The organism is Taklimakanibacter deserti (genome assembly GCA_003574785.1).
The window spans coordinates 190885-208643 of record QORU01000004.1; the positions used below are offsets into that span (position 1 = coordinate 190885).

The window sequence follows — 17759 nt, forward strand, 5'->3', positions numbered from 1 at the left end:
TCTTCCGCCCCTTCTTATTTGGAGCGGGGCATTGACGGATGGCGGGACTGGACATCGCCGAGGCCTATCTGGAAAGCCTGCTGCGGAGCGAACGCATGACGCGGCAGGAACTCTCGGCCTATCAGGCAAAACTGCTCCGCGCCCTCGTAAAGCCCGCCTCGGGCGAGACGCCATATTACAGCGACCGCGCCGCGCCGCCGGATGATCTTGCGCCGGATTCACCCTATTGGCTGGCCCAGCCTTTCGTCACCCGCAAGGACCTCGTGGAGAACTTCGATGCATTCCGGCCTCGCAGTTTCGCGAGGTTGCACGGAACGATCACGCCGCTCTCCACGGGCGGAAGCACTGGCCCGGCCGCGCGCAGGGACGTGTCCTCCCTGGAGTCGGTCGCGAGGCTCTTGGCAAGCTATCGCATGTACCACAATTGGAAGCTTGACCAGTCGCGCCCGCTTTTCGTGTTGCGCAAGACGAGGCGTGAAGAACAGATGCGCCAGGAGCGATGGGGCTTTCCGTGGCGCGACGAGAAGAGCTGCGGCAAGCGGACCTGGATAGATATTGCAACGCCACCGCGCGAGCAATTGCAGGCGATGGCCGGTGAGGGCCCCGTCTACGTCAACACGCTTCCCTCGAACATCCTGCGTCTGTCGCTCGAGGCGATCCGCGCCGATATCCGGCTCAGCCTCCCCTACATCATCAGCGTCGGAGAGTATCTGGCGCCCGAGGTGCGGACGGCTGCGGCGCGCGCCTTCGGGAGCACGATCATCGACTCCTTCGCCTCGGCCGAAGCCGGCATTATAGCAATACAGTGCCCGGAAACAGGGCTCTACCACATTCAGAGCGAACAGGTTCTCGCCGAGATCGTGTCGCCTCAGGGCCGGCTCTGCGCCGTGGGCGAAACCGGCGAAGTCGTTGTCACCCCGCTTTACGGCTACGCCACACCGCTTCTCAGATACCGTTCCGGGGATTATGCGGAAGCAGGGCCGCCCTGCCCGTGCGGCCGGATTCTTCCCACGATCTCCCGCATCGCCGGCCGCCTGGAGCATATGTTTGACCTGCCCGGCGAAGCAACGCGACTGCCGAAGATCGACCGCGTCCTCATCACGGGGGCGCTCGAGCACGATCAGTGGGTGCTGGCGCAGTCTTCAGAAACCGAGGTCACGTTCCGCCATGTCGGCGCGCTGAGTGTCTCCGGCAAGGAGAAGGTGAGGGAGAACCTCGACCAAGCCTTGGGAAATCGCGTCCGCTGCACCTTCTCCGAGGTCGCCGAACTGCCATTGACATCCGGCGGCAAGCGGCACTTCACGACGAACGAGATGTCGGCGCGGTCATCTTAAGCCGCAAGCTCATTCGTTTTCTTGACCAGCACCTCTGCTGCGCGATCAAATGCGCCAAACTGGTCGATCATCATCTGGCGACCGATGAGTTCGGCCTTCTTTGCGCCGACAAGGCTCAGGCCACCCATCTGCTGTCTGACCACGATCGTGCTTCGGTTCGAGAAATGCCAGGTAGCCCCGCGGGGATTACATTCGAGAACGAACAGGTTCCCGGTTCTCTCTTCCCGGATGATGTCCGTACCGAGAAGGGGTATGTCTGGAAATGCCTTGCCCACACGCACGCCCAACGCCAGCACGTCGGCGTCAGAACAGAGCAAGCGCATGCGGAAGTTACCAGTATTGCTGGTGACGCGGAGGCTCTCAATTTCCTTCTCGGTACTACCCGGCGTCGGCTGCGGCACCCTGTCTTTTGCCAACAAGCAGTAGAGAGGAACCCCAAACAGTGTCAGAACCCGATAGACCGCGAGAAAAGGCCCGGTGTCGATAAATCGCTGCACGATGTAGCCGTAGCGGTCGCGGTGGATGAGATGATCGCGCGGGAAGTCCTTGATCGTCATTGTCTCCAGCTTCCTGCGCCGGAACAGCTGGATGCCGCGGCCCCGGTCGGCAAGGTTGGGATCGCTCGGCTTGATCACCACGTACTCGCCGAACATGATGGGATCGAACTTCATGCCCGGAAAGAAGCGCATGGTCGGTGGTGTCGGCAGCCCTGCATCCACAAAGGCCTTGTGTTGCCCTGACTTGGCTATCGGCCGGTTCGTGAGAATGAGGCCCCGCTTGATGTTCGCCTTGAACTTGTCCAGCAAGGCCACGGTCAGCGTCGGACGCTTCCAGGCATCGTCCGGCATGACGCGCGCGGTTTGCCGGTCAATGCAGAAAACGGAGATTGCAGGATCGATAGCGGAAATCTTCTGCGCGATCTCGTCGAAATCCCGCACATAGTCAGGGCCACGATGAATGATGATCAGGTTGCGTTCCGACATTGAAAGTCAATCCATTGAGCCGGTCAGCACGGTTCGCATGCTCCAACTACGGCCGAAGCCCTACTGCCAGCAAGTGATCAGTCTCCGTGGCTGTGGATCGAACGCAACCGACACATTCAAGTGCGGATTCTCACCCGCAACAACACTGGTCAATGGACACTGGACCCGACGCAAGTACCGCCAGGAACTGATAATACATGGGATATTGCAACACAAGGTCAGAAGCTCAATCCGTCGATCTTGATCGCCCGGAAATCATTGACATTGGTGCGCGTCGGTCCAGTGACGACGAGATCGCCGAGCTCGGCGAAGAAGCTATAGGCGTCATTGTTAGCGAGAAACGCCGTGGCGTCGAGCCCCTTGGCCCGGGCGCGCGCGAGCGTGTCCGCCGTCACCACGGCACCGGCATTGTCTTCCGATCCGTCGATCCCGTCCGTATCGCCGGCAATGGCCGAGATGTTCGCTCTGCCGTCGAGCGCTATGGCGAGCGCCAGCGCGAATTCGGCATTGCGGCCGCCGCGTCCCTTGCCTTTGAGCGTCACCGTCGTCTCACCGCCCGACAGGATGACGGCCGGCCCCTTTGTGCTGAGCGCCTGGGCCGCCTGCGCGCGCGCCACCTCGCGGGCCTCGCCTTCGATCCGGTCGCCGAGATCGATCACCTGGTAGCCCGCCTCGCGCGCCAGCTTCGCCGCGGCGGCGATGGATTGCTTAGGGGCGGCGATCATCTCCGTCTTGACGCGGGCGAAGCGCGGGTCGCCGGGCTTCGGCGTCTCCGCCGCAGGTGTCTCGAGGAAGGCCCAGACATGCGCCGGCAGGTCGATCTTGTATTTGCGCAGGATCTTGAGCGCGTCCTGGCGCGTTGTCGGATCGGGCACGGTGGGACCCGAGGCCACGATCGCCGGGTCATCGCCCGGCACATCCGAGATGATGAGCGAGACGACCTCGGCCGGAAACGCCGCGGCCGCGAGCCTGCCGCCCTTGAGGGCCGAGAGATGCTTGCGCACGCAGTTCATCTCCGAGATCGGAGCGCCGCAGCTGAGGAGCTGGCGGTTGACACTCTGCTTGTCGGCGAGGGTCAAGCCGGGTGCGGGGGCGGCAAGCAGCGCCGATCCCCCACCCGAGATGAGACACAGCACCAGATCGTCTTTGCTGAGGTCCTTGACCAGCTCGCCCATGCGCAATGCCGCATCGCGCCCATTGGCGTCGGGCACCGGATGCGAGGCCTCGACGATCTCGATCTTCTTGCACGGCGCGCCATGGCCATAGCGGGTGATGACGAGGCCGGAAAGCGGAGCTTTCCAATGCTGCTCGACCGCCAGCGCCATGGCGGCCGAGGCCTTGCCGGCGCCCACCACGATGGTGCGGCCCTTGGGCGGCTTGGGAAGATATGGCGGCACCCGCAGGTGCGGATCGGCGGCGGCGATGGCGGCGGAAAAGAGGTCTTTGAGCAGCATGGCGTCTCGAACGTCCTGGGGCTTTACGGGATTTGTCATCGCCCGGGTGATCGACTATAGGGCGCCCTTATTGTCAACCACATATGCAAATTGAATGTCCTCACCGCGCATCTGGCTTCTGACGGGAGCGAAGCAAGGCGACAACGCGCAGGCCTTGCGCCTAGCGGATGCCTCAGGCCTTCCCTATGAGCGCCGGCGCATCATGCTCAAGCCCGGCTTCGACCTCGCCAAGCCGCGGGTCGAGGCCTCGCTTCATCATGTCGACCTCGCCGCTTCCGACAAGCTCGAACCGCCCTGGCCCGACCTCGTCCTCACCATTGGCCGGCGCATGGCCATGGTCGCCTTATGGATCAAGGAGCAGTCGCAAGGCCGCACCAAGCTCGCACTGATCGGCCCGCCCAAGCGCGAGGCCGACAAGTTCGACCTCATCGTCGTGCCGTTCCATTACCGCACCGAAGAGGCCGCCAATATCTGCCGCATCGGCCTGCCGCTTCTCGGCATCGACCCCAAGCGTGTTGCGGCCGAAAGCGAGCGCTGGCGCGAGAAATTCGCCGGCCTGCCGCGTCCGTTCACCGTCTTCCTATGCGGTGGCAATATCGGCACCCACTGTTTGGACCCCGCCACGGCGCGCTCCATCCTCGCTACCATTGAAAGCATGCGCGACGGTGGCAGCCTGCATGTGGTGACCTCGAGGCGTACTCCGCCCGAGACCGTCGATGCGATGGCGAAAGCTTTGCCCCCGGATGCCGTCCTCCATCGCTGGGAGACGGCGAGCGGCAATGACAATCCCTATGTCGGTCTCTTGAGCTTCGGCGACCGCTTCGTGGTCACCGGCGACAGCGTCTCGATGCTGGTCGAAGTGGCCAGGCTCGGCAAGCCGCTGGCCATCGCCCCGTTGCGCCAGGCCAACCGCAGCGTGGTGAACAGCCTGCGCCGCCTGAATCTGCCCAATGAACCGGCCTACGCGATTGCTGCTGCCGCACAGCGCGCCATGGACCGCTTCCTGCCGCGGATCGGCCTCGAAGCTTCGACGCGCGATTTCGCTTTGCTGCACGAATTTCTTTACCAGAAAGGCTGGGCGGTACCCCTGGGGGCGCCCTTCGTAACACCAATTGATCCGCCGGGCGACGACACGGCGATCGCGGCGGCGAGGCTGAGAACTCTGCTAAACCTCTAGCTCAATGAAAAACCCCGTAACGAGGCGTATCGCCGGCTGGAGGTCGCGGGGTTGAACCGCAAGCGCGGGCGCAAGCCGAGGGACTTCGGGGAGAACCAGCATCGATCCATCCTGAAAGCGCGCCGGCGCAGGCTCGGACCCGGACTGCCGAGCTGGAGCGCCCGTCGGTCGCCAGCATCGCCGTTCATTGTTCATGGAATGTACGCGTCCCGGTCCCGTTTGCCAGTCCGGATTTGCCGGGCTATAAGCCCGCACCTCTCTCAACATTGACGGATTCTGATCGACTAATGTCAATCGGCCATAAAGTTCGTGTGGTGCTTCGACGGGCCCTCGTTATGGCGAGCACGCCCGCCCTGCCCCGTGAAAAAAGCCTCAAGCTCGAGCGCTATCTGCGCGGCCAGGAAGAAAGCCGGATGCTCCGGCAATCCGATGTCGTCATCGTATCCTTCGGCAAGAGCGGCCGCACCTGGCTTCGCGTCCTGCTGTCACGCTATTTTCAGCTCCATTACAAGGTCAAGTCCAACCGGCTGCTGGCACATGACAATATGCATGTGCTGAACCGGGCAATACCGCGTGTCTTCTTCACACATGACAACTATCTGGAAGACTTCACCGGCACGCACAGGTCCAAAGAACCCTATGCCAACAGCCGGGTCGTCCTTCTCGTCCGTCATCCGGCCGATACCGCCGTCTCGCAGTTCTTTCAGTGGAAGCATCGCATGCGGGGCCGCAAGAAGTTCATCAACGCCTATCCGGACGCGAATGGCGAGCTCTCGCCATTCGCGTTCCTGCGCGATGACACGTCCGGCATCCCCAAGGTGGTCCGCTTCATGAACCTGTGGGCGTCGGAGCTCGATAGCGTGAAGGACATCATGGTCGTCCGCTATGAAACGCTGCGCCAGGACACGGCCGGAACCTTCGGCCGGATCCTGCGCTTCATCGGCGAGGCCCCGAAACCAGAGGAAATCGCGCAATCGGTCGAGTTCGCATCGATCGAGAACATGCGGGCACTCGAGGCGGGAACTTTCTACAAACGCACCGGCAACCGCATGAAACCCGGCGATGCCGCCAACCCCGAAAGCTACAAGGTACGGCGCGCCAAGGTCGGCGGCTACCGTGACTACTTTACCGACGACCAGAATGCCGAGATCGAACGGCTTGTCGCAACGACGCTGTCGCCGGCCTTCGGATACAATGGAACCGGGACCGACCCCCGGGTAATATGATGCAGCAGCCCGCCCTCGAACCGGGCTTGCCCGACAGGGACAGATTGGGCAATGTCGCCACCAAAGGGGACCACAAGCATGAAGCCTTGCATTTTCATCCACACCAACGAGAAGCAGATCATCGGCGCGCTCGTTTCGAAATATTCCTTCGAGCGCTTCGCCTCGAAGCAGGGCGCCTTCGACGTCAAGCTGATCGACACGCGCGATTTCACCTTCTTCAAGGACTATGAAGGCAAGAAGTATCTGCGCGATGGCCTCCATCGCGAATGGCTGAACGAGGACCTGCAGTCCTTCACCGTGCTGCGCTTCGCGCCGCCCGAGCTCATGAACTATGAGGGCCGTTCCGTCGTCGTCGATCCGGACGTGTTCTGCGTCTCCGACGTCATTCCGCTCCTCGAGCGCGACATGGGCGGCAAGGCGGTCATGGCGCGCAAGCGCAAGGGCGGCTCCAAGGACAGCGATTTCGCCTCGAGCGTGATGCTGCTCGACAATGCCAAGCTCAAGCACTGGCAGATGGAGAAGAATTTCGCCGAGATGTTCGCCTTCAAGCGCGACTATGCCGACTGGATCGCGCTCAAGCTCGAGGCCGAAAGCACGATCGGCGTCCTCGAACCGACATGGAACGACTTCGATCGCCTGGCGCCGGATACCCGGCTCATCCACAATACCCACCGCAAGACGCAGCCCTGGAAGACCGGCCTCCCCGTCGACTATCGTCCGCCCGAGAAGGCCGGCTCCTTAGCGCCTGAGAACCTCTGGCACCGCCTGCGCCGCTCGCTCTTCGGCGAATATGGCTTCCTCGGCCAGTACAAGAAGCATCCTGATTCCAACCAGGAGCGGCTGTTCTTCGCGCTTCTCAAGGAATGCGTGGAAAAAGGCATCGTCACGAAGGACATGATCAAGGACCAGATGACGAAGAACCACGTCCGGCACGATGCCCTCGACGTCGTCGCCCGCACGCCGACGCTGGCCGAGCGCCCTCTCTTCGCCGCTTGAGAGCCTGAAGCCGATGTCCGCCTCGCATGAGCGAATTCCAACCGAAGACGATGCCCGCGCCGGATCGGATCGGTCGTTCGGCATAGTCTTTGCCGTGGTCTTTGCCCTGATCGGTTTGTTTCCGCTTACCCATGGCGGCGACATTCGCCTGTGGGCGCTGGCGGGCACCTTGGTCTTTGGCGGCCTCGCCTTCTTGTGGCCTTCGCTCCTCGCGCCCCTCAACCGGCTGTGGTTCCGCTTCGGCATGCTGCTGCACAAGATCGTCAACCCGCTCGTGCTGGGCTTGATGTTTTTCGTCATCATCACGCCGGTCGCGGCCATCGTCCGCCTGTTCGGCGGCAAGCTCCTGTCGCTCGGCTTCGACAAGGAAGCCAGGAGCTACTGGCACCGGCGCACGCCGCCCGGGCCCGCACCCGAAACGATCCGCAATCAATTTTGAACAGGACGGTCTCAATGTCATTCCTCATGGAACTCTTCGCCTTTGCCAGGGCGCGAAAGAAGTACTGGCTGCTGCCCCTGTTGATGCTGCTGACGCTGTTCGGCGGTCTCCTGATCCTCGCCAAGGGCAGCGCGGTGGCGCCCTTCATCTATACGATCTTCTGACGGAGAGCATCCTTGCATGTTCTGGGCCTCTCCGCCTTCTACCACGACAGCGCTGCGGCGATCGTCGCTGACGGGCGAATCATCGCAGCGGCACAGGAAGAACGCTTCACCCGCAAGAAGCACGATTCAAACTTCCCTTTGCAGGCCATTTCCTATTGCCTGAAGGCCGCCGGCCGCAGCCTCGATGAGATCGATCATATCGTCTTCTATGACAAACCGTTCCTCAAATTCGAGCGGCTGCTCGAGACCTATATGGCCTTCGCGCCCAGGGGCTTCGCTTCGTTCCGCATGGCGATGCCGATCTGGCTCAAGGAGAAGCTGTTCCAGAAGAGCCTGCTCGGCAAGGAGCTGCGCAAGATCGATGAGAAGTGGAAGGCGCCGGAGAAGCTCCTCTTCGCCGAGCACCATCTGAGCCACGCGGCGAGCGCCTTCTATCCCTCCCCCTTCGAGGAGGCCGTGGTGCTGACGATGGACGGTGTCGGTGAATGGGCGACGACCTCCGTCGCCATCGGCCGCGGCGCTGAGCTCACTGTCGAACGCGAGATACACTTCCCTCATTCGCTAGGGCTCCTCTATTCCGCCTTCACCTATTTCACCGGCTTCAAGGTGAATTCGGGCGAGTACAAGCTCATGGGCCTCGCCCCCTATGGCGAGCCGCGCTATGCGAAAATCATTCGCGACAATCTCATCGACCTGAAACCCGACGGCTCCTTCCGTCTCAATCTCGACTATTTCGACTATTGCACGGGCCTCACCATGACCAACAGCCGGTTCGACGAGCTCTTCGGTGGTCCGCCGCGCCGGGCCGATCAGCTCTTGACCCAGCGCGAGATGGACATCGCCGCCTCGATCCAACTCGTGCTCGAAGAGGCCGTGCTCACCCTTACCCGCTCGCTCGCCAAGGAGACCGGCTTGGCCAATCTTTGCCTTGCCGGCGGGGTGGCGCTCAACTGCGTGGCGAACGGCAAGGTCCTGCGCGACAAAACTTTCGCCAATATCTGGGTCCAGCCGGCAGCCGGAGACGCGGGCGGCGCGGTCGGCGCCGCGCTCACGGCCTATCACGGCCTGTGCGGTGGCGCGCGCAAGGTGCCGGCATCGGGCGATGCCATGGCGGGCGCCTATCTAGGCCCCAGCTACGACCAGGCCGACATCGAGGCGAGGCTTAGCCAGGCGGGCGCCAAATTCGAGGTCGTCGACGATGTCACATTGCTTTCACGCTCCGCCGATGCGCTGGCCGATGGTAAGGCGGTCGGCTGGCATCAGGGGCGCATGGAATTCGGACCGCGGGCACTCGGCAACCGGTCGATCCTGGGCGATCCCCGCTCGCCCAAGATGCAGTCGGTGCTCAATCTCAAGGTCAAGTTCCGCGAATCCTTCCGACCCTTCGCGCCTTCGGTGCTGCGCGAGCATGTCGCCGAGTGGTTCGAGCTCGACACCGACAGCCCCTATATGCTGATGGTCGCCGATGTCGTGCAGGACCGCCGCAAGACGATGAGCGAAGAAGAGCAGAAGCTCTTCGGCATAGACAAGCTCAACATACCGCGCTCCGACATCCCGGCCGTGACCCATGTCGATTATTCGGCGCGCATCCAGACGGTCAGCGCCGACACCAACCCGCGCTACCATGCGCTGATCAGCGCCTTCAAGGAGCGCACCGGCTGCCCTGTCCTGGTGAATACGAGCTTCAATGTGCGGGGCGAGCCCTTAGTCTGCACGCCCGAGGACGCGTTCCGCTGCTTTATGGGCACCGACATCGAAGTCCTGGCGGTCGGCAACTGCTATCTGCGCAAGGAAGAGCAGGATCCGAGCCTCAAGCGCTCCTATGAAGATCAGTTCGAGCTGGATTGACGACAATGACAACCGAAGGACATCACCTGCTCGTTGCGGCCAATACGTGGCAGTTCCTCAAGACACTCGGAATCGCCGGCACCACCGCGGCACCCCGGTGAACTGCCTGCGAGCGTCGCTATCGACAGGCGGATATAGGCAATGGTACACAAGCACCAGTCTACAGCGCTCGCCAACTATAGTTGGGAAACCCCACAGCTTGCGGTGTTCACCTCCATAACACACAATCCCCGAGCCGGTCGCCGGCTCCACGAGAACCCCACGCAATGAAGCAAGTGTTCCGCATCTTCCTCTCCGCCAGGGATGCAAATCCCTGGTTGGTCCTGATGTGCTTTCTCCTTTCCGGCGTCGCAGAGGCCATGAGCGTAACGGCGCTCCTGCCGACCATCCAAGTATTGGCCAATGGCGATTCCGCGCAGCCGCAATCGTTCGCCGTAACTCTGATCCATGACTTCCTGGCGCGGATCGGCCTGGCGCCGACGCTCGCCAACCTGATCCTGGTGGTCGGCACCTTCTTCGCGCTCAAGACGCTCTTGTCCTTCGCAGCCTTGTCCTATGCCGGGATCGCAGTGGCGCGCGTTATCACGGCCATCAGGAAGCAGCTGCTTCATGCCGTCTTTGACGCGCGCTGGAGCTTCTACACGCAAATGCAGACCGGGCGCCTGGCGAATACCATGAGCGCCGATGCGACCGCCTGCGGCAACGCATATTTGCTTGCCGCCCAGATCGTGACCTACACCATACAGGCGATCATCTACTTGCTTGTCGCCCTCCTGGTCAATTGGAAGGTCGCACTCTTTGGCCTTGTCGTCGGCGTCGGCATCACCGGCGCGTTGAACTGGATCCTCACCATATCAAAGCGTGCGGGATACAAGCGAACCGACCGCACCGCCAATATCACGACATTCACGACCGATGTCATCAGCAACATCAAGCCGCTGAAGTCGATGGAGCGCTACGACACGCTCGTCGCACAGCTAGACGCATTGCTCAGGCGTCTGCGAAAGGCTTTGATCACGCGCGAGGTCGCCCGTCAGGGCCTTACTCAAGGCAGCGAGCTGCTGATGACGGTGGCCCTCGGGATCGGCGTCTATCTGGCGACCACGATCGGAAAGCTCACGCTATCGGAGCTCGTGGTCTTCGGCGTGATCTTCTTCCAAGTCGTCTCGATCGTCAGTAAGCTGCAAAAGCTCCTTCAGCAGGCCGCGGAAAACGAGGCTGCGTATGTCCGCACCGAGCAGTTCATTGCCAAGGCCGCCGCCCAGCATGAGACCCACACCGGCACGCTCACGCCGACCTTGGAGAAGGAGTGTCGCTTTGACAAGATTCGCTTCTCGCATGGGACCACGACCGTCGTCAAAGACGTTGACTTGAGCATCGAGGCAGGCTCGATCACCGTGCTGCAAGGGCCTTCGGGCGCCGGAAAGACCACGATCGTCGATCTGCTCATCGGGCTGCACACGCCCGACAGCGGGTCAATTACGCTCGATGGCGTTTTGCTCGATGACATCGACATCAGGCAGTGGCGACGTTCGATCGGCTATGTGCCGCAGGAATTGAGCCTGCTGCATTCGACCGTGAGGCAAAATCTCACGCTGGGCAATCCAGCGATAAGCGATGATTTGATTCTCTCCGCACTCGACCAGGCCGGCGCCCGCGACTTCGTCATGGCGATGCCGAAGGGCCTCGACACGGAAGTCGGATCGATGGGCCAGAAGCTTTCCGGCGGCGAGCGTCAACGCATCGCTTTGGCACGGGCACTCGTGACGAAGCCGAAGCTTCTCATCCTGGACGAAGTGACCAGCGCACTCGATCCCAAGACAGAGGAGTCCATCTGCAACAACATACTTTCACTGCGCGGCAAATATACCGTGGTCGCCATCACTCACCGCCCTGCCTGGGCGCATATCGCGACTCATCTCTACAAAGTCGAGCATGGAACTGTAGCAAAGGTCACGAGATCGGATCTGAGCCCGGCAAAGAGCCCAGCTGCCAACAAGATCGTTCAGTTCGACAGAGATCATCGATAGAACGATCGGGTGGTGAACCCGGATGGATTCGAACGATCGACCCCTGATTGGAGGTCGTCGCAGCCAGTTTCCACTGGTTCGATCCGCTTCGCGATATCGCTCTAAAGACTTGATTTTACGTGCTTATTTGATGCTTGCAGTTTCGCTTACCCCATGCTTAACCTGACGCTTACCTGGAGCGGAGACATGGAATGAAGACCGTCATTGAAGGGCGCGAGGCGGAGTCGGGCGGCCACATCGCCCATGCCGGGGCCCCCCTCGTAGTCTTGTTCGCAGCATCCCCTCACGGTGCCGCCAATGTCTCCAGTGTGGTGCTCGGTCAGCATCCCCGGGTGTTCCCCACCGGTGAACTCAAGGAATTCCCGTATGGCCGGCAAATAAATGAAGGCAAGCTCTGCTCATGCAAATCCGACTCGACAGCATGCAGCTTTTGGCGGGCTGTGCAGGACCGGTATGCGCCGTTCGTCGGACTGCCCCGCGACGAGAAGGTGCCGCATCTCTATCGCATTATCGCGGAGGAATCAGGCCGGGACATCATAGCCGACGTCGCTCACGATCCCGATCGGGCCGAGCAACTAAGCCGAAATCCGCGTCTGAACCTTCGGTTGGTCCACGTCCTCAAGGACGGGCAGGCTATTGTCAACGCCCGGCTTCGTCATCGGAACCTAGGGCTGCAATATGCTGGTTGGCGGCGATTGGACAGGACCGTCAAAGCCACCCGACGCTGGCGACAACATGTAAGTCGGCTGAGGGACCTCGAAGCCGAACTCGGTCCTCGTGCAATGTCCCTCGACTACAAGCTCCTATGTGAAAACCCGGCAGAGTCTCTCGCCAAGCTTGGCACGTTCCTATCTCTCGATCTCACGCCAATTGCCGCCAAGATAGCGAGCGGCGAGCCACTATCGAGTGCGCCCCATCAGCTGCGCGGGAGCGACAAGCTCATGGGCAACGTCATGATCCGCTATGACGATCGCTATCGACGCCAAATGTCCTATCTGGAAGCACTGGCTTTCCGATTGACGATGGCGCTCACATAAAATCGACAACGCAAACGGAGAGCCGGGCCGCGGCATGGGAATCTGACTCTCATGGGCCACGTCATGAGAGCCAGCAAGCTTGCGCCGATACGCTGAAAGACTCCGCCTCCTTGGCCTTATCGATGTACCGGTTGACTATTCGCTCGAAGGCTTGGCAGCGCTTCGGTTCGGCAAGTTTATTTTGGCGAGTACGCCGCTCGCAACCCCATGCCGAGCACCGGCGCGACAGCTTTCGAAAGGCTGCTCGCCTTCCACGTCCTGATATAGGCCTTGCCGCTTGACACGGTGATCAGCTCGGCGTCGGGAAAAAGCTCACCTATTCGCCCCAGCCACCACTCGGCGGGGCGCACCGTGGCATGGGCATTCTCGCCGTTTGGCAGGATCGTCTTGGCCTGGCGCGTGTCGACCAAGAACAGGGCGTCCTTGCAGTGGGAATGGATGTCGGCGAGAACCGTGCCGATCTCGTCCTCGTCCAGATGCTCCAAGACATCTGTATTGAGGATCAGATCGTAGCGCGGCAAAGGTATCGTCGCGATCTCCGGCACGGCAGGATCGAAGCGGTGCCTGATCGATGCGCCCGGAGCAATGAAGCGTTCGACCATGCGGTTCTTGCCAGACCCATAATCGAGAATCGACCTAGGGCGGCGTAAAAACACCCAGGGTGCCAACAGCTTGTGATTGCTGATCCTGCCGTCGTGGTACCGCTTGCCGGCCGCGTGGATCTCGATGTACTGACTTAAATTGCGCGTCTCGACCATCTGCGCGACCTACCATGACTCTCCGACCGCCTGCAACCTGTTCTTTGCGCCGTTCCCGCAGCACCCGCATGGTCGCGCCTCAAGTCGTCACGAAGGGCGAAATCCGAGGCGCGAGAGCCTTCCCTGCCCCCGAATGTCCCGCGCTCCCTTGCGAAGGTCCAGATTCTCGGAGTTCTTTGGGGGACGCGTCTGCGATGAAATCCGTCCACCGCCTTTTGCAAAAATGAAACCTCACTTCGGACCGGTGCGGACACAACCGCGTCCGGGTGGGCCTGCCGGTGGCCTATAACACTGGACCGCGAGCCATTTCGCAGGCGCCGTCCCGGTAGCGCGTCATCCTCTCAAGAATCGGGTCCCGGTTCATGAGGCACTCCTCCACAAGCGCTGTACTCAACTTATTGATGTCAGCCGCGCTATAAGGCACTTGAGTATCGATCACGAACGCTTCGACCTTTTTGCGGTTAGTCACCGGCAAGACCGCTGTCCCCGCCAAAGAACTCAGGATGAGACCGTGCAGCCTGTTGGTCACGACGAGCGAACTTGCTTTTATTTCGGCGACGGTTTCTTGCCAGCTCTTCGGGGCGTAAAAAGGGATTCCAAACTCATTCGAAAGAGCTTCATAAATTTTCCCGTCTTCAGGCGTGGATGTCGTCAGAAGCGCCAGTCTGCCGGCTAAAGAGTTGAGCCGCTGCAAAGCAGATCGCAAGTCGGCCTCCAGTTTTTTTTCCTTGCCGGTGCAAACTATGAGGACTCTCGTTCGATCCCTTCCAACTGCTGGCTCAACATCACTAGCAAGGCTCTGTAGGGAGAATACGCAATCTGCGCCTGAAATCGAAGCTACGCCGATCTTATCGAGAACCGACTTTGATATTTCATCGCGCGTTACCAATGGTTTGCGAATCTTTCCAAGATATCGTTGGAGATTGCGTTTCGAACTATATCCGAATATTTTTGGATTGATCGAAAAGGGATATGCATAGATTTGATCATTATGCTCGTGTATCGCGGTCAATGTCGCGAACATCGATATGCCGACGTCAACGCCGCACCACATATCTCCGCCACAGAGGAAAATCGCCTCGTACTCACGAAAGCGCGCCGCATTCGCGGCCGAGCGCGCCGCGAGTGATCGAATGAAGAGAGGTTGAGCAAGCGGCCATATGCCTAATTTGCTGATGAGCCGCCTTAGCTTCGGGCTAACATTGCGGGAATAAGTCGAGCCGAGATGCTCGAACTCCGGGGCATTTGACGCTCTCAAGGCCATAAGCCTTTCCTTGTCGACGTCACGAAAGCCGTGAGAGAAGACGTGCACTGGATTTTCAGGAAACCTTCTTCTCACTTCTAAGAGCATGGCATGCAGAATTGCAAAGTCCCCGAGATTGCCCTTCAAATTCGCGAAGACAACGGCGATCGGTGCTTTCATGGGCAATCTCGCATGTAATGTTTTCCCTCGGCTTCAACGAGGCGCAAACGACTAGAGTCCAGACTCATAAAATCCACCATACAGTGCGGCGAGACAGACAGAGGCCGGGTAGTTCGCGGCAGCCTGTCCGTAACGGGTAGCGATGCGCCTGAAGTCCTTCACCCCGTCAAGGCGGCCTCGATGCGCCACCGAACCTAATGGAGACTATGCACTTGTATTTTATGAGCTGTTTGGCCTGTTGTCCGGTTGCGCAATCGCATATAGATGCGTCATGGTATCCGTACAAACCCTGCCGTAGTCAACCGGAAATTCGGGTTTCCGCGGGCGAGCTTGGGAAGGATAGCATGACGACTTTGCTCGTACTTGGTTCGAAGCCGGAACCGATACTTCCCGGGAGTGCCGCCTACGATGAGGTTGCCTGTGCCAACGCCTCCGGCAGGTCTGCCCGGCGCCATGGGCTGCCGATCCCGCGGTTCACGGTCGTGTCCGCCATCGTGACCTCGGGCCGAAAGCCGGCCAATGATCTTGCGGTCGAGGCTCTACGCGGACTTCAAACCGGTCGGCTCGTGATCTATCCGCGTCCGCGTCCGCGCGGGCCGATGGTCGATCGCGCTTTGAAGTACCTCAGGAACTACCGCGTGAACCCCCAGTACGTTCGCTGGAAGCTGCGTCGGATCGGCTACGAGTTCGGGGAGTTCGCGGCGCCGTCACCGGAGTTTTTCAGGCGCACCTTCGAGACGCTGTGCGAGCACGATCCCGAATTGATCGGCCTCATGCGGAAGAAGCAGCCCTCGACGGGCCTGGCGACCTTGGCCCTGGGGATTGTCGCGGGCGGCTACTCGCGCTTCATCCTGGCCGGCTTCAGCTTCGAGATCACGCATGATTACGCGCGCAATCCCCTGGTCGACGAGCGCGGGCCCGTCAGCGCCCATGCCGAAACCGACCAGGCGATTCTGCGGCATCTTTCGCGCCGGCTCGGCACGATATTTACCACCGAGCCTGCAGTCCACGAGGCAACTGGGGTTCCTTACCTCTAGCCCGCAGCGTTACACCAAACTCGCCATCCAGCGCTTTTAGTCATCCCGTTCGATCACGATCGTCACCGTCTTGCGCAGGGCTTTTGAACCCTCCTGTGTCATCCTGCGCACCGAGTGAAGCGAGTTGAATGTCTTGACGAATACGGTGCACTGATTTGGAACGAAGGGAATGGTGTCGATGACTTCGATCTTGTCCCAGGGCACCGCATTGTTCTTCCAGTTGAAAGCGTATTTCGCGTCGGTTGCCCGGTTGACATCGAGGCCGCCGCCGATCGCCGGATCCCACTCCCCGTCCTTGATCATGGTCTGAACCAGGGTGATGATTTTCTTCGGCGTGTCGGTGTGCGGCGCGACCTCGCCGCCATCGGCTTTGAGCACGGAGAACTCGAAGCGGCTGCGAAGCTTGGGCGCTCTCATGATCTTGCCGCCGCTCACCATGCGGCGGACCCGCTGGGACGTCGTCTCGAAGCACTTGTCGATATCGAGGTCGATGTATTTCTGCTTGAGGAACTCGACCGTCGCCTTGATGAAGTCGTCGCTCTTCAGCCAGCCGTGAAACCTGTTCCAGGGCTTATTCTCACGGATGAATTTGTGATAGTTGTCGGGCGCGAATTTTTCCGAAAGGCTGAGCTTGTAGTCATAGCCGCGAATGGGGCCAAACAGGGAAATATCGGGAAAGTTGTCGCAGAGCTCGTTATAGTCCTTGGCGTCAAGCGCCGGCCGCAGGACCACCAGCGGATAGGGCTCATACCTCGTTTCTGCTGCGGAAAAGTTCAACATTCGGTAATCCATGATGTTTGTCGCTCAAGCGCAGGATGCCTACACCAAACCTCCTATATATGAAAGGGGCGAGCTCTAACCCCTCCCATACGCCAAGAGCGGGCTCGCCTGGCCCCGTCCTGTCGGCTATAACCCGAGGCGCATAGGAAACCCGCAAGCCATGAAACCTACCGTATTCATCCACACCAACGACAAGCAGATGGTCGGCGCCGTTGTCGGCCGCCATTCGCTCAAGCGCAATTCGGCGAAGCCCGATGCTTTCGATGTGCGCATCACCCGCCGGGAAGATTTTCCTTTCTTCGACGAGTTCGAGGGCCGGAAGTTCCTGCGCTCCGGCGGCTGGCGCACCTGGCGCAATGACGACCTGCAGTCCTTCACCCCGGTGCGTTTCATGCCGCCCGAGCTCATGGGCTACCAGGGCCGCGCCATCGTGATCGATCCGGACGTGTTCGCGGCGGGCGACATCAACGGCCTGTTCGAGCGCGACATGGAGGGCAAGGCCGTGATGGCTCGGCCGCGCGGCGGCCACAATGGCCGCAACGACTATATCGCGTCGAGCGTCATGCTGCTCGACTGCGCCAAGCTAACCCATTGGAATGTCCGCAAGCAATTCGAGGATCTCTTCGCCGGCAAGCTCGATTACGAGGACTGGGTCATCCTCGCCAGGGAACCGAAAGGCTCGGTCGGCTTCCTCGAGAATGAATGGAACGATTTCGATCGGCTATCGCACAAGACCAGGCTGCTCCATAACACCAAGCGGCTCACCCAGCCATGGAAGACCGGCCTGCCGATCGACTTTACCAGCCGCATTCCCTTGGTCTCGAAGTTTTTGCCCGAGAACGGCATCAGGCTCTGGGGCAAATACAAGAAGCATCCAGACCCTCGTCAGGAGGCGTTCTTCTTTGCCCTGCTCAAGGAATGCGTAGAGACGGGCCAGATCTCACGCCAGGAAATCGAGACCGAAATGCGCCACAATCATGTACGTCACGACGCATTGGACGTGATAGCGCGTGCTCCATCTCTCGATAGATTGATGGTCGATGTTCGGGCGGCCTAGTGCCGAAGGTGGACGG

The 17759-nt window shown here is 60.5% G+C and carries 16 protein-coding genes; 11 read left to right on the forward strand and 5 right to left on the reverse strand.

Features of this window, described 5'->3' with window-relative positions; all coding sequences use genetic code 11:
* Positions 1–38 precede the first annotated feature (38 nt).
* Positions 39–1334 carry a phenylacetate--CoA ligase family protein gene (locus DS839_RS09640; protein WP_119270099.1) on the forward strand — a complete coding sequence of 432 codons (1296 nt, stop codon included), beginning with the start codon at positions 39–41 and terminating at the stop codon, positions 1332–1334.
* Here DS839_RS09640 and DS839_RS09645 read toward each other — a convergent pair.
* Together DS839_RS09645 and DS839_RS09650 are read right to left on the reverse strand one after the other, a co-directional pair.
* Positions 1331–2317 carry an ATP-grasp domain-containing protein gene (locus tag DS839_RS09645; RefSeq protein WP_119270100.1) on the reverse strand — a complete coding sequence of 329 codons (987 nt, stop codon included), beginning with the start codon at positions 2315–2317 and terminating at the stop codon, positions 1331–1333. The genes DS839_RS09640 and DS839_RS09645 overlap by 4 nt on opposite strands.
* Before the next feature lie 218 nt (positions 2318–2535).
* Positions 2536–3771, reverse strand: a complete 1236-nt coding sequence (locus DS839_RS09650) for a glycerate kinase type-2 family protein (protein ID WP_368911429.1) — start codon at positions 3769–3771, stop codon at positions 2536–2538.
* A 94-nt stretch (positions 3772–3865) separates the two neighbouring features.
* On the opposite strand from DS839_RS09650, the gene DS839_RS09655 reads away from it, so the two are divergent.
* The 8 genes from DS839_RS09655 to DS839_RS09685 all read left to right on the forward strand — a co-directional run bounded on the left by DS839_RS09655 (position 3866) and on the right by DS839_RS09685 (position 12688).
* Positions 3866–4948 carry a mitochondrial fission ELM1 family protein gene (locus tag DS839_RS09655; protein WP_119270102.1) on the forward strand — a complete coding sequence of 361 codons (1083 nt, stop codon included), beginning with the start codon at positions 3866–3868 and terminating at the stop codon, positions 4946–4948.
* Positions 4949–5283: 335 nt separating this feature from the next.
* The gene (locus DS839_RS09660; protein WP_162918415.1) at positions 5284–6174 is read left to right on the forward strand and encodes a sulfotransferase domain-containing protein; all 891 of its coding nucleotides are present in this window, start codon (positions 5284–5286) and stop codon (positions 6172–6174) included.
* Positions 6175–6252: 78 nt separating this feature from the next.
* On the forward strand, positions 6253–7170 hold the full coding sequence (locus DS839_RS09665) for a glycosyltransferase family protein (protein ID WP_119270104.1): 918 nt from the start codon (positions 6253–6255) through the stop codon (positions 7168–7170).
* A 13-nt stretch (positions 7171–7183) separates the two neighbouring features.
* The gene (locus tag DS839_RS09670; protein WP_119270105.1) at positions 7184–7609 is read left to right on the forward strand and encodes an SxtJ family membrane protein; all 426 of its coding nucleotides are present in this window, start codon (positions 7184–7186) and stop codon (positions 7607–7609) included.
* Positions 7610–7623: 14 nt separating this feature from the next.
* The gene (locus DS839_RS36380) at positions 7624–7773 is read left to right on the forward strand and encodes a DUF5989 family protein (RefSeq protein ID WP_162918416.1); all 150 of its coding nucleotides are present in this window, start codon (positions 7624–7626) and stop codon (positions 7771–7773) included.
* A 12-nt stretch (positions 7774–7785) separates the two neighbouring features.
* Positions 7786–9621, forward strand: a complete 1836-nt coding sequence (locus DS839_RS09675; RefSeq protein WP_119270106.1) for a carbamoyltransferase family protein — start codon at positions 7786–7788, stop codon at positions 9619–9621.
* 266 nt (positions 9622–9887) lie between these two features.
* Positions 9888–11651, forward strand: a complete 1764-nt coding sequence (locus DS839_RS09680) for an ABC transporter ATP-binding protein (RefSeq protein ID WP_119270107.1) — start codon at positions 9888–9890, stop codon at positions 11649–11651.
* Positions 11652–11842: 191 nt separating this feature from the next.
* Entirely contained in the window at positions 11843–12688 is an 846-nt protein-coding gene (locus DS839_RS09685) for a hypothetical protein (protein WP_119270108.1), read from the forward strand.
* A gap of 176 nt (positions 12689–12864) precedes the next feature.
* On the opposite strand, the gene DS839_RS09690 is transcribed toward DS839_RS09685, so the two are convergent.
* Positions 12865–13446: a class I SAM-dependent methyltransferase gene (locus tag DS839_RS09690; protein ID WP_119270109.1), complete on the reverse strand. Its 582-nt coding sequence runs from the start codon at positions 13444–13446 to the stop codon at positions 12865–12867.
* 283 nt (positions 13447–13729) lie between these two features.
* Positions 13730–14869 (reverse strand): polysaccharide pyruvyl transferase family protein, encoded by a 1140-nt coding sequence (locus DS839_RS09695; RefSeq protein ID WP_119270110.1) that lies wholly within the window; start codon positions 14867–14869, stop codon positions 13730–13732.
* A gap of 344 nt (positions 14870–15213) precedes the next feature.
* Between DS839_RS09695 and DS839_RS09700 the strand changes: the two genes are divergently transcribed.
* The gene (locus DS839_RS09700; RefSeq protein WP_119270111.1) at positions 15214–15906 is read left to right on the forward strand and encodes a hypothetical protein; all 693 of its coding nucleotides are present in this window, start codon (positions 15214–15216) and stop codon (positions 15904–15906) included.
* Between the two features lie 36 nt (positions 15907–15942).
* Here DS839_RS09700 and DS839_RS09705 read toward each other — a convergent pair whose 3' ends face one another.
* A complete protein-coding gene (locus DS839_RS09705) occupies positions 15943–16686 on the reverse strand; it encodes a hypothetical protein (protein ID WP_119270112.1) in 744 nt (247 codons plus the stop codon).
* 160 nt (positions 16687–16846) lie between these two features.
* Between DS839_RS09705 and DS839_RS09710 the strand changes: the two genes are divergently transcribed.
* On the forward strand, positions 16847–17743 hold the full coding sequence (locus tag DS839_RS09710; protein WP_119270113.1) for a hypothetical protein: 897 nt from the start codon (positions 16847–16849) through the stop codon (positions 17741–17743).
* The last annotated feature ends 16 nt before the right edge of the window (positions 17744–17759 follow it).